Origin of the sequence: Mesorhizobium sp. 131-2-1 (assembly GCF_016756535.1) — a bacterium.
GTDB lineage: Bacteria > Pseudomonadota > Alphaproteobacteria > Rhizobiales > Rhizobiaceae > Mesorhizobium.
In genome coordinates this window covers 5,963,921-5,976,108 of record NZ_AP023247.1, presented here as the reverse complement: position 1 = coordinate 5,976,108, position 12,188 = coordinate 5,963,921, and the positions used below count along the sequence as shown (strand labels likewise).

At 61.6% G+C, this 12,188-nt stretch carries 12 protein-coding genes and 2 pseudogenes; 7 read left to right on the top strand and 7 right to left on the bottom strand.

What is annotated here, in order from left to right:
• Positions 1-17: 17 nt before the first annotated feature.
• On the bottom strand, positions 18-371 hold the full coding sequence (gene tnpB, locus JG743_RS28940; RefSeq protein ID WP_023767057.1) for an IS66 family insertion sequence element accessory protein TnpB: 354 nt from the start codon (positions 369-371) through the stop codon (positions 18-20).
• Entirely contained in the window at positions 368-1,273 is a 906-nt protein-coding gene (gene tnpA, locus JG743_RS34315) for an IS66 family insertion sequence element accessory protein TnpA (RefSeq protein ID WP_244672957.1), read from the bottom strand. The genes tnpB and tnpA overlap by 4 nt, the downstream gene beginning before the upstream one ends.
• Before the next feature lie 256 nt (positions 1,274-1,529).
• On the opposite strand from tnpA, the gene JG743_RS28930 reads away from it, so the two are divergent.
• From JG743_RS28930 to JG743_RS28920, 3 genes are read left to right on the top strand one after another with little or no spacing between them, the layout of a single operon-like run.
• Positions 1,530-3,269, top strand: a complete 1,740-nt coding sequence (locus JG743_RS28930; protein ID WP_202295517.1) for a relaxase/mobilization nuclease domain-containing protein — start codon at positions 1,530-1,532, stop codon at positions 3,267-3,269.
• 21 nt (positions 3,270-3,290) lie between these two features.
• Positions 3,291-5,279 (top strand): conjugal transfer protein TraG, encoded by a 1,989-nt coding sequence (locus tag JG743_RS28925; RefSeq protein ID WP_202295515.1) that lies wholly within the window; start codon positions 3,291-3,293, stop codon positions 5,277-5,279.
• 5 nt (positions 5,280-5,284) lie between these two features.
• Complete coding sequence (locus JG743_RS28920) at positions 5,285-5,728, top strand: CopG family transcriptional regulator (RefSeq protein ID WP_202295512.1); 444 nt, start codon at positions 5,285-5,287, stop codon at positions 5,726-5,728.
• On the opposite strand, the gene JG743_RS28915 is transcribed toward JG743_RS28920, so the two are convergent.
• The 5 genes and pseudogenes from JG743_RS28915 to JG743_RS28895 form a co-directional block, all read right to left on the bottom strand.
• The gene (locus tag JG743_RS28915; RefSeq protein ID WP_202295509.1) at positions 5,694-6,110 is read right to left on the bottom strand and encodes a hypothetical protein; all 417 of its coding nucleotides are present in this window, start codon (positions 6,108-6,110) and stop codon (positions 5,694-5,696) included. The two genes, JG743_RS28920 and JG743_RS28915, sit on opposite strands and share 35 nt — an antisense overlap.
• A pseudogene (locus tag JG743_RS28910) lies at positions 6,110-7,033 on the bottom strand (nucleotidyl transferase AbiEii/AbiGii toxin family protein); the annotation flags it as partial. The gene JG743_RS28915 and the pseudogene JG743_RS28910, both read right to left, overlap by 1 nt.
• A gap of 81 nt (positions 7,034-7,114) precedes the next feature.
• Positions 7,115-8,629 carry a group II intron reverse transcriptase/maturase gene (ltrA, locus tag JG743_RS28905; protein WP_202295506.1) on the bottom strand — a complete coding sequence of 505 codons (1,515 nt, stop codon included), beginning with the start codon at positions 8,627-8,629 and terminating at the stop codon, positions 7,115-7,117.
• A 617-nt stretch (positions 8,630-9,246) separates the two neighbouring features.
• Positions 9,247-9,486: pseudogene (locus tag JG743_RS28900) on the bottom strand (nucleotidyl transferase AbiEii/AbiGii toxin family protein); the annotation flags it as partial.
• On the bottom strand, positions 9,467-10,198 hold the full coding sequence (locus JG743_RS28895; protein ID WP_202295503.1) for a DUF6088 family protein: 732 nt from the start codon (positions 10,196-10,198) through the stop codon (positions 9,467-9,469). The gene JG743_RS28895 and the pseudogene JG743_RS28900, both read right to left, overlap by 20 nt.
• A 112-nt stretch (positions 10,199-10,310) precedes the next feature.
• On the opposite strand from JG743_RS28895, the gene JG743_RS34625 reads away from it, so the two are divergent.
• The 4 genes from JG743_RS34625 (at position 10,311) to JG743_RS28880 (ending at position 12,188) form a co-directional block, all read left to right on the top strand.
• The gene (locus JG743_RS34625; protein WP_274608506.1) at positions 10,311-10,436 is read left to right on the top strand and encodes a hypothetical protein; all 126 of its coding nucleotides are present in this window, start codon (positions 10,311-10,313) and stop codon (positions 10,434-10,436) included.
• A 158-nt stretch (positions 10,437-10,594) separates the two neighbouring features.
• Positions 10,595-11,578, top strand: coding sequence for a P-type conjugative transfer ATPase TrbB (gene trbB / locus JG743_RS28890; RefSeq protein WP_202295500.1), 984 nt, complete (start codon positions 10,595-10,597; stop codon positions 11,576-11,578).
• Positions 11,575-11,907, top strand: coding sequence for a TrbC/VirB2 family protein (locus JG743_RS28885; protein WP_202295497.1), 333 nt, complete (start codon positions 11,575-11,577; stop codon positions 11,905-11,907). Before trbB ends, JG743_RS28885 begins: the two co-directional genes overlap by 4 nt.
• Positions 11,907-12,188, top strand: coding sequence for a VirB3 family type IV secretion system protein (locus JG743_RS28880; RefSeq protein WP_202295494.1), 282 nt, complete (start codon positions 11,907-11,909; stop codon positions 12,186-12,188). The genes JG743_RS28885 and JG743_RS28880 overlap by 1 nt, the downstream gene beginning before the upstream one ends.

The following is a 12,188-nucleotide window of genomic DNA, read 5'->3' as shown; positions in this document are numbered from 1 at the left end:
CAATGGAAGTGCCGGTTTCAGCCTGCCAGCATCGGTCGCCAGAAGCGTTCCGGCGCACGCCAGTCGATACCCTCGATGAGCATCGCGAGTTGTGCCGGCGACAGTGCCACCGAGCCGCCAGGCTCAGCAAGGCGCGGCCACATGAACTGTCCGTGGTCCATGCGCTTGGTGAACAGACACAGCCCCGTTCCGTCCCAAAAAAGAATCTTCAGGAGCGAGGCATTCTTGCCGCGGAAGACGAACAGATGGCCCGAGAACGGATCCTTCTTCAGATGCTCCTGGATCAGCGTGGCGAGCCCATCGAGACCTTTGCGCATGTCGGTGTGGCCCAATGCCAGATGCACTTTCACGCCCGCCGGAACGACGATCATGATGCCTTCTCCTTACCGGCCAGATGCCGCTTGACCGCGGCCGCAGACGCGCCCGCCGGGGCGAACACGCGCCGTCCATCGTCCAGTTCGATTGCCACCATGCCGTCCGGCGGCCGCACGAGATTGCGTAACGCGACAAGCGCCGGCGGCTCGCTTTCTGCTCCATCGGCGATCTCGACCAGCGCCAGTTCTGGCGCCTTGCGGGCGGTCAGGCCGAACTCTTCTCGCCAGCGGAACGCCATGCTGGTGGCAATGCCATGGCGGCGGCAGACCCGCGCCACGACAACGCCGGGCTTCTCCGTCTCCTGCACGATCGCCCGCTTCTGCTCTTCGGTGAAGCTGCGGCGGTGCGATCGCCCGTCCATTGCTTCGGGTGTCAAGCGGTATTGGCGCCGCGCGCAATTAGCAGCGCTGCTTAATAGGGCCCGGGCACTCGGATGAAGCAGCGATCGCCAGTCCATTTCGTCGCCGGATTCCTCGAGCCGATCGCGCCAGATCCGCAGCGCATGTCGCGAAAGTCCGAGCGCAGCGGCGTACTCGGCATGGCCCATACCGCTCCAGTTCATCGCCTCCACATGCATGCTCCAGAACGCCTTCAGAGCAATCGGGCCGCTGTCCGTGCGCTTGCCGTAGCGATAGCGCGGCCGCCTCTGTGGATGCTTCGGCCGTTGCGTCTTGCGCTTACGTCCGGTCTTCTTGCGACGCAAATTCCGCAGCTTTTCCGCACGTTTACGCAGCTCTTCGCTGCTCACCAGATGGTGCATCCACAGATCGAAAGTTCTGATCGAGAGATCACGCTGGCGGCAGAATTCCTGCGCACTGAGATCACTGCCGAGCCAGCTCGCGACCTGCGACGACCAGTAGGGGCTGTTGGCCTTGGCCCAGGAGCGGCGAGGCGCCATCCGAATATCCTCCACAAACCGAAGGAACCCGACATGACGCGAGATTGCACTAGTTCAAATATGTGCAGGGACCGGACGGTTACGAACACAACCGAGGGATGGCAGGATAAAAGGCCGCACATTGTGCGTCGGTTGGGCGGTTGTTCTTGCTCGATATTTTGGCGCGTTGCGCACATTGCCAACCACCGGCGCAATGTGTGCGAAACACCTACATTATTGAATTTGCGCCTTTTTCTACACATTGCGGTGACCCGCGATGGATAGGGAGCGGGAGTTTCGCATTCGGCCTGGCCGGATCCGCTCGACCCGCGCCCAGCAGGCCCGGCCCTTCATCGCGCAGGCCCTCGCCGCGGCGAAAAAGGCTGGCGGCGGCATCTCGCGCTCGGGCCGGATTGTTCCCGGCAACCGCTCCCGTTTTGGCCATGGCCAGCGTGCCAGCATCCAAGCCAATCGCTTCGTCACCTCACGATCGCGTGGCGCGGTCGTCAAGGCACGCGTTGTCCGGCACTCTCTGCGGGCCGCCTCGCTTGGCACACACCTCACCTACTTGCGGCGCGAGGGAGTAACCCGCGACGGCGAGAAGGCGAGATTGTTTGGCCCGGGGACCGAGGAAGCCGATGGTGCGGCCTTTGCCATGCGCGCCAAGGACGACCGGCACCATTTCCGATTCATCATCTCGCCGGACGACGCCCTCGACATGGCAGACCTCAAATCCTTCACCCACGAACTGGTGGGACAGATGGAGAAGGACTTGGTCACGAGGCTCGACTGGGTGGCGGTCGATCACTGGAACACCGGGCATCCGCATCTCCACCTGATCGTGCGTGGAGTTCGTGACGACGGCCAGGATCTGGTCATCTCGCGCGACTATATCAAGGAAGGCATGCGTGACCGGGTTCGGGAGTTGATCACCCAGGAACTGGGGCCACGCACCGATCTCGATATCCGCCGCACGCTCGAAAGGCAGATCCAGTCCGAGCGTTGGACGCAACTGGACCGCCAGCTGGCTCGCGACGGGCGCGACGACGGTGTCATCGATCTCGCCCCGCGGGCCGACAAGCCACCCGACGAGTTTCATGCGATGAAGGTCGGCCGCCTGCGCAAGCTCGAATCCCTCGGTCTTGCCGAGCAACTCGGACCTGGTCAATGGATAGTCGACGAGCGGGCCGAAGCCGCGCTGCGCGAGCTCGGCGAACGCGGCGACATCATCAAACGCATGCACCGCGCGCTGAGTGAACAAGGCATCGAGCGCGGTCCAGCGAGCTACGTTCTGGCTGCAGAGAGTCTTGATGCGCCCATTATCGGGCGGCTGCTCGAGCGTGGGCTCGACGACGAACTGCGCGGGACAGCCTATGCTGTCATTGACGGCGTCGACGGACGCACGCATCACATCAAACTTTCCGACCTGGAAGCTTCGGGTGACAGCCTGCCCGGATCGATCGTCGAGTTGCGCAAATTCGATGACGCGCGCGGCCAACGCCGGGCAGCTCTGGCGGTGCGCTCCGATCTTGGTTTGGATGAACAAGTTGCGGCATCGGGTGCGACCTGGCTCGACCGCCAGGCGATCGCCCGCGAGCCTGTCGCCATGGCCGAAGGTGGCTTCGGCGCCGAGGTCCGCCACGCCTTGAACAGGCGCGCCGAACACCTTGTCGATCAGGGGCTCGCGGAGCGGCAGGGAAGGCGGGTTGTCTTCGCTCGCAACCTACTCGACACGCTGCGCCGCCGGGAACTGGAGATGCATGGCGACAAGCTCGCGGACGAAACCGGACGGCCCTTCAACCGTGTCGCTACCGGAGGCTATGTCGCCGGCATTTATCGTCAGCGCTTGATGCTGGCCTCCGGCCGCTTCGCCATGATCGACGACGGCCTCGGCTTCCAGCTCGTTCCCTGGACGCCCTCTCTCGAAAAGCATCTCGGCCAGCACGTCTCCGGTGTTGCCCGTGATGGCGGAGGTGTCGATTGGAGCTTTGGCCGCAAGAGGGGGCTTGGCCTGTGACAACACAAGAAAGGACCTGCCATGTCCGCCACTAAAATCCTGTGGGGTCAGATCCTCACGGTCTTCCTGATCGTCCTGTTGACAACCTGGGGGGCGACGCAATGGACCGCATGGAGGCTCGGTTTCCAGACCGGGCTCGGCCATCCCTGGTTCGAGGTTGCCGGACTGCCCGTCTACTATCCGCCCGCACTGTTCTGGTGGTGGTACTTCTACGACGCCTATGCACCAGGTATCTTTGTGGAAGGCGGATTGATCGCCGTGTCCGGTGGCTTCCTCTCGATCGTTGTCGCGATCGGCATGTCGGTGTGGCGGGCGCGCGAAGTCAAGAACGTGCAGACCTATGGTTCGGCACGATGGGCCGAGCGAAAGGAGGTCGAGGCCGCCGGTCTTCTCGGCGCCGACGGTGTGGTGCTTGGACGCTACGACGGCCACTATCTCCGCCACGACGGGCCTGAGCATGTCTTGTGTTTCGCCCCGACGCGCTCAGGCAAGGGCGTCGGTCTGGTGATACCGTCACTGCTTACCTGGCCCGGTTCCGCGATCGTGCACGACATCAAGGGCGAGAACTGGCAACTCACGGCCGGCTTCAGGGCCATGCATGGCCGTGTCCTGCTGTTCGATCCGACCAACTCGAAATCGTCCGCGTATAATCCTCTACTGGAAGTCCGCCGCGGCGAATGGGAGGTCCGTGACGTCCAGAACATTGCCGACATTCTGGTGGACCCGGAAGGCAGCCTGGAGAAACGCAATCACTGGGAAAAGACAAGTCACGCGCTGCTGGTCGGCGCGATCCTGCATGTCCTCTATGCCGAGAAGGACAAGACACTGGCCGGGGTCGCTGCCTTCCTCTCCGATCCAAAGCGTCCGATTGAATCCACCCTGGCAGCAATGATGAAGACCGCGCATCTAGGAGACGCTGGCCCGCATCCGGTCATCGCCAGTGCGGCGCGCGAGCTACTGAACAAATCCGACAATGAACGCTCGGGTGTGCTCTCCACCGCCATGTCCTTCCTTGGTCTCTACCGCGATCCCGTGGTCGCCGAGGTAACCCGGCATTGCGACTGGCGGATCACCCACATCGTCGGTGAGAAACGCCCGGCAACGCTCTATCTCGTCGTGCCGCCTTCGGACATCAATCGGACCAAACCCCTTATTCGCCTTATCCTCAATCAGATTGGACGTCGCCTCACTGAGGATCTGCATACGAAGGCCAGCCGCCACCGGCTGCTTTTGATGTTGGACGAGTTTCCGGCCCTCGGCCGCCTCGATTTCTTCGAGTCCGCCTTGGCCTTCATGGCCGGTTATGGGCTGAAAAGCTTTCTCATCGCGCAGTCGCTGAACCAGATCGAGAAGGCCTACGGTCCGAACAACTCTATCCTCGACAACTGTCATGTTCGCGTGAGCTTCGCCACGAACGATGAAAGGACCGCAAAACGCGTCTCTGACGCGCTCGGCACTGCGACCGAGATGCGGGCGATGAAGAACTATGCCGGGCACCGGCTTTCGCCGTGGCTCGGACATCTGATGGTGTCGAGGCAAGAGACAGCCCGCCAGCTGCTGACCCCTGGCGAGATCATGCAGCTTCCGCCGACTGACGAGATCGTGATGGTGTCGGGGGCGTCGCCTATCAGGGCGAAGAAGGCACGCTACTACGAGGATGTCCGCTTCCGCGAACGCGTCCTCCCGCCACCCGAGTTGGGCCGATCCCAATCGGACAATGTTGACGACTGGAGTCACCTGCAGTCGCTGGCCCACGCTGAAGTCAGCGAGGATCTCCGCATGCCCCAGCAGGACGATGGAGATCCGACGGGATCGGAGCGACGTCATCAACCCGAACTCAATCATGCGCGGCCAGTCGAAAAAACCGCTCCGATCGACAATGAGTTCGAGATCAGCCCCGCCGACGACAGCGACGACGACGATGCGGTTCGCAATCGGCGCCTAGCGCGCCTCATGCAGGGCGTGGCGCGGCAGGTCTCGCTCGACTCTGATGATGGCATGGAGTTGTAGCTGCCATGACAGGTGGCAAGAAGAAGGTGCAGATTTCGGTCTACCTCGATCAGACCATTATGACGATGCTTGGCGATTATGCGGCCCGGCGCGATCAATCCCAATCCATGGTCGCGGAGGCTGCGATTGCGTCGTTCCTGTCGCCGGATGCGGATGAGCGCCGCGAAGCGGCGATCGCCAAACGCCTCGACCAGGTCGATCGCCGGCTGGCCCGGCAGGAGCGCGATATCGGCATCGCTGTCGAGACGCTGGCAGTGTTCGTCCGCTTCTGGCTCGCGACCACGCCTGGCTTGCCAGAGCCCGCCGCCCAGGCTACGCGGGCCAAGGCCGCCGAGCGCTACGAAGCCTTCGTCACCGCCTTGGGGAGGCGACTGGCGAAAGGGCCGAAACTGCGACAGGAGATTTCGGAGGATATCAATCCGACGGGAGATGATGGGACCCAGTCCTAGCTGGGCCGTAGATCGACGAAAAAGACATGGCTTGATCAAAGAGGCTGGCCACCCTGATCTCGATGATGGCGATGATCGGCGCGCCGCTGCCGTTGACGCCATGACGACGATGGCGGCGCATGACGAGGATGATGCCGATGATGATCATCAGCGCCAGCATGAGGAGGAGCGCGTAGAACGGTGTATAAGCCGCCGCCATTGACCTCGGCCAGAGCGAGATCGGGTCGGCAGATTCTGTACGGGTGGGTTGCCGTCCGCGCCGGTTCGATCGCTGGACGGCGGACGCAGCCCTCCCCAGCCACGCGGCGGAAGGGCGAGGTCCGCAGGTCTCATTTGCCCTGAGGAGCCGATCACTGGGAGCATTCTTGGAGATCTTGGCCATCAGGCGATCCTGTCAGTTTGGCCCTTTCCTTCCTCCTCCGCCGGGATGCCGCCGGCGCCAGGCGCCTCGGCCGGCGCGGCATTGAGATGATGCTCGAGCGCTTCGATACTCGCCATCACATCGGCAAAGGCCGGTGGCGTCCCAAAGATCATCGCCGACATGCGCTCGTAGTCGGCCGCAAGCTTTGTTCGCATGTCGGCAGTCGGGACAAGGCGATAGCTCCCTGGCACCGCTCGATCGTACCGATGATCGGGCGCTCTAAACATGAGCTCCTTATGTTGTCGGCATGCTTCGGCGAGTTCGCGCATCGATGCTGTAGCGACCCCGTAGTCGGGATGCGTCCAAATCTGATGAACATCGTAGTAGTGACGTGAATAGCGATTGAGATCAGGCACTGGACGGTCAGGCTTGCCTTCCGCACTTCGCTTCTGAGTCATTTCGGTCATCGCATGAAGGATCAGCACTTTTTCCCAAAAGGTCCGCTCCGGCCTGACCGTCGTCACATCGCGAACCGCGAGGTCCGTTCCCTGCGGCATTTCCGAAGCGATATATGGCATGATCTCGCGAGGCTCGGCCGGCTCAGGGTCAGGACGCGCGCCACCTTCGATGCGGACCGCCGCCTGGACATATCCGTCGCCGGCATCGAACACGCTCTTGTAGCTGACCACCAGAATATCGAGCGCATCCCTGTTCCGATAGGCGTCGAAGCCGAGGCTGAGCGAGAAATGTCCAGCCTGCCCAGCCGCTTCTTCGACTGCCGCGATCTCGTTCGCCAGTAGATCCCGGAGCGAGCCGGAGATGTATTGCCGCGCAGCTTCATCAACCCGTTGCGACAATGCACGCTGTTGCTGATTCACGGAGGGCAGGGCGGCGATGTCAACTTCGAGGGGGACCCGCAGATCGGCCTTGTAGATTCCGATGTGTAGAGTAGGTGGCGAGCGCGGTACCGCCTTGCAGCGGTCCGTTTCTCACCACCCCTCGCAGAACCGGACGTGCACCTTTCGTTATGCATCCGGCTCGCCAGAAGACGTGGCGAAGTTTGGCGTTCCCATCCACGCCAGACGAAACCGGCAGACGGGAGTCCACGCGAGCATATACTGCTCGACGGACCCATCACGCCACAGTCTCACCGTCGGACGGCGACTGCTGCGTTGTCGGCCTTTTGCGATTTCGCTCGCGTTGGCGTTTGGGCGAACTTTCCGCTGCCAGCGCCAGAGCCGATCCCCGGTGTACCAGTCGAGGCTGGTGAACACGTTGCTGGCTCCGTAGCAGAAACGGAAGTAATTCGCCCATCCGCGCAGGATGGGATTAAGCTCCTGAAGCTTTGCGCCAAGGGTGCCTCTCGCGCTGGTGCGCCCGGTACACTCCTTGACTTTGTGACGGAGATCGAGGGACTTGGTCTTCGGGATTTGTACGCGTGCACAATATCCGTAGCGCCCGTCCCATTCCATGACGAAGCGGAATCCGAGGAACGCGAACCCGTCCGTCATTGCTGTGATCTTCGTCTTTTCCGGTGACAGCTCGAGGCCTGTCGTCTCCTGCAGGTATTTTGCCAGCGCGGATTTCTCCGCAATAGCCTCTTCCTGCGTACCGGAGACCAGCACCACAAAGTCGTCCGCATAGCGTACGGGGAAACACACGCAGTGCCCTGCTTTGCGATCCCACAGACGTCTACCCGATGCCGCCGAGAGTATCGATTGTCGTGAAGACCTCCCCGTCGGATCAGGATGCACCCACCGTTTATATCTCTCCTCAATCGCGCTAAGCGCAATGTTGGCGAGCAGCGGTGATATGATCCCACCCTGCGGGGTTCCGGCTTCCGTGCGGAAGAATTGCTCCTCCGTCAGCACGCCGGCTTTCAGGAACTGCCCGACCAACCGTACCACCCGCTGGTCGGCGACGCGTTTGCGTAGCCGTTCCATCAGATAGTGGTGGTTGATGTTGTCAAAGCAGCCCTTGATGTCTCCCTCGATAACCCAAGGATATGGCATCCCGTGCCTCCGGGTATCCCCGCCGCGTTTGTGCGACTGAGCAGCCCGGCGGATATGCTCCAAGGCGCCGTGCGTGCTCCGTCCGGGCCTGAACCCATAGGAAACATGCCAGAATTGCGCCTCGAAGATTGGCTCCAGAAGTGCTTTGACCGCGCTTTGTACGACGCGGTCCTTGACCGTGGGAATGCCCAAGGGCCGGAATTGCCCCGGTTTACCGGCTTTGGGAATGATCTTGCGTCTCGCCGGACTCGGCCGATATGCGCCGGAGCGCAGTTCGTCCTGAATCCCGGCAAGGAAGCGTAGCTCTCCTTTCTTCCGGATGCGTCCCACGGTCATCCCGTCTACCCCGGCGGTGCGCCCGCCTTTGTTGGTGGACACACGACGCCAAGCGTGACGAAGCATGCGCGAGTCTGTCAGCCAGCCCCACATGTCCCGCCACTGGTCGTCGGGATTCGCCTTACTCCACTGATACAGTTTGCGCTGAACGCCGAGTACCCAAGCTTTATCAGCCTGATGATCCGTGTCCACAGATCACTCCTCCGTCATGCCAACCGATCATCTTCCTGCCTCCCTTCGCCATGTGTCCGGCTTTCCCGGACCCGGACTACTACGGAGGCTCCGCCCTTGAACGCGCCCGTCTCCGGTCGTCGCGGCTAGCCCGGTTCCTGCCGGGCAGACGGTTCAAGTTCCCGTGTTCCGATTTTCAACCTTCGTGCCTGTAGGTGGTGCGCTATACCCCTGGCGATACGGAGAGTGGGCTGAAGGAACTCGCCCACTCCGAGCGCGTATTTCTCGCACCCCTCAGCAGGGAACATTGAGCCCTGCCATGTCTGATCGCGCTGTTTGTCTCCCCCGCCATCACGCTTGGGAAACTTCTCGGATATTCAGAGGCTTCTATCACGCACTTCGTTGTCTCACCGTGAGCACTGCGGTAGCCCGGCCCAGAAGTGATGGCTTCCGTCCGGTACAGTTCAGACCGATCTGCTTATGGCACCGAACCGGCGACACCCGGTCCAGCTTTTCGGTCCCCTTCCTTTCGTTGTTCCGACGAAAGGGACGGCATTACAGCCGTCGGTCGAAAATCAGCAAAGCTAGGAAAGGTTCTAACTATGTCATACTACCCTCCCGCGCCGTCACGGCGCACCTATGTCCTCGGAAAACCGGTGGATGAGTCTGTATGCCTTGCTCAGGCTGGTGCCGCCTTTGAAATAGAGACCGATTGGATCGTTCGGGCGGCGGTTGAACAGGAAGTCGAGTACCCAGCAGACGTAGAGATCCTTCTCGATGTTTTCCGCTCGTGTCTCCAGATGGCCGGCCACCGTTGAGAAGAGCGCTCGGCGGTCGTCTGCACTTGAGCGAAGGATTTCAATAAACGTCTGTTGCATGCTCGTCTTTCGCAGGCGCGATGTCTGTTTCGCTTTCGGCAAGGAGCTTTCCGGCGATCGTCTCGATCAGTGGGTACATCCATGCGGGAACGGCATGAACGTTGTCGCGCAGATCTTGCGCGACTATCTGCCGGTTCGGATCTCGTGACAGATGTCGTATGATACCGTTCACGGCCGCATCGAGGTTGGACCGCTCGTCCCGAAACCAAGTCAAAGCCTGAATCACGCGCATGGCCGGCCGGCCGGCCCAGAACGCCGTCTTGGCGGAGATGCGCTTGAAGTCAAGCTTATAGATCACTGGCTTGGTCACCTTCGGATCACCGGCGCTGGCCTCGATCTCGATCGTCCGCGGATAGGTGTCGGCATAGATCGTAGACCGTGCCGGGACGGCTGTGGTCAGGCCGAGGTCGTTCGCGGCCGTCATGCCGTCAACCAGCACGCGCAACTTGTCGCGCCGGGCAATGGCGTCGATGAAAGACGCGCGTGGCGGAAACACCATCTTGCCCGTCAGCTTGCTGATGCTCGGCTTGTCATAGAGACCGCGATAAGGCCGGCGAATATCCCCCCGTCGGGTCAGTCTCTGCAGCGCTTTCTCGATGGCGTACGGCGTTGCAATGTCGAGAAAATCGGCGCGTGACCAGACACCCGAGGGCGCGGCCTTGGCAATTCTGTCGTGAATACGATCAAGAGTGTCGGACGTCGGATCTGGCATCGAGCCCCCATGTGCTGTCCGAAGATTATATACAAAGATTGGTCAGTATCAATCCAGTGAAGGCTACTGACCAGAGTTTGTATTCAAAATTTGGTCAGTAAGAATGGAACCAATGGCCGCAGCCATCTGCCACGACGGAACGGGCAAGGATGACCGACTGCGTCGTGTCGACTTCAAGTCCTTGCCGCCAGGGCGGGACTCAAAGGCCGCCGTCGCCATTGATCCCGTCACGATCTGAATGCAGAAGCGCTCGCGCACCGGCGCCGCCGTTTTCCTGTATTTGTACGCCACGCTACGACGGTAATTGAAACTTGTTGAATGAGCCTGATTTCTGGCTCTCTTAATCATCCCCGACCGGGGACCATTTGATTTGTTCCCGACCGAAACGGGGACGAAATGGCTGCTTCGCACAACGATACCGAAGGACGAGCGCGCAGCTCGCGCATGCTGCGGACGGCGCTAGGGCCGGCCATCAGCCGGTTCTTGGAAGATCCCAAAATCGTCGAAGTGATGTTGAACCCGGATGGCAGGATTTGGGTCGATCGGCTCGCCGAAGGTCTGTCCGGGACGGACGAGTTAATCTCCGCTGCCGACGGCGAGCGCATCGTGCGACTGGTCGCCCATCATGTCGGCGCGGAAGTGCATGGCCGCTCCCCGCGCGTCTCGGCGGAGTTGCCGGATACCGGAGAACGCTTCGAAGGACTGCTGCCGCCTGTCGTCACAGCGCCTGCCTTCGCAATCCGTAAACCTGCTGTCGCTGTCTTCACGCTCAAAGACTATGTGACTGCAGGCATCATGAGCGCACAACAGGCAGCGACGTTGCGCACCGCCGTCGCCACCCGCGCCAACATCCTCGTCGCCGGCGGGACATCCACAGGCAAGACGACGCTGACCAACGCCTTGCTCGCCGAAGTCGCCTTGGGGTCTGAACGCGTGGTCATCATCGAGGACACGCGCGAACTGCAATGCGCGGCTTCCAATCTTGTGGCCATGCGGACCAAAGACGGCGTTGCCACGCTCTCGGATCTCGTTCGCTCGTCGCTGCGCCTGCGGCCTGATCGCATACCAATCGGCGAAGTTCGCGGTCCTGAGGCGCTCGACCTGCTCAAGGCATGGGGCACAGGCCACCCCGGCGGGATTGGCACCATCCATGCCGGCTCCGGTATCGGCGCGCTACGCCGGCTCGAGCAACTCATCCAAGAAGCTGTCGTCACCGTTCCGCGGGCGCTGATTGCCGAAACCATCGACCTCGTCGCGGTGCTTGCCGGACGCGGCTCGGCGCGGCGGCTTGCCGAACTCGCGCGCGTCGAAGGTCTCGGCCCCGACGGCGACTATCGCATCATTCAAGCCAAACCTACCGACACAGGAGAGAACTCATGATCGCCGCCCTTACACGCCGCTACCGCAATGCGGTTGCCGTTGCCACGATCCTTATTGTCAATCTCGCCATTGCGCCCGCCGCCAATGCCTCCGGTTCGTCTATGCCGTGGGAGCAGCCCCTCGAGAAGATCCTGCAGTCGATCGAGGGACCGGTATCGAAGATCATTGCCGTCATCATCATCATAGTGACGGGGCTGACGCTCGCCTTCGGCGATACGTCGGGCGGCTTTCGGCGGTTGATCCAGATCGTCTTTGGTCTGTCGATCGCCTTCGCGGCGTCCAGCTTCTTCCTGTCTTTTTTCTCGTTCGGCGGCGGAGCATTGATCTGATGGCGACCGCTTTCGAACAGCTCGACGCGGTGCCGGGATGGGTCGTCCCTGTTCACAAGGCACTGACCGAGCACATCCTGCTCGGCGGCGCGCCGCGCTCCATCGCAATCCTGAACGGCACACTCGCCGGTGCGATCGGCCTCGGCCTGCGGCTCTGGCTGGTCGGTCTGATCATCTGGGCGCTCGGCCATGCAGCCGCCGTATGGGCTGCGAGACGCGATCCGCTCTTTTTCGAAGTGGGGCGGCGGCATCTACGCCTCCCCGGTCATCTATCGGTTTGA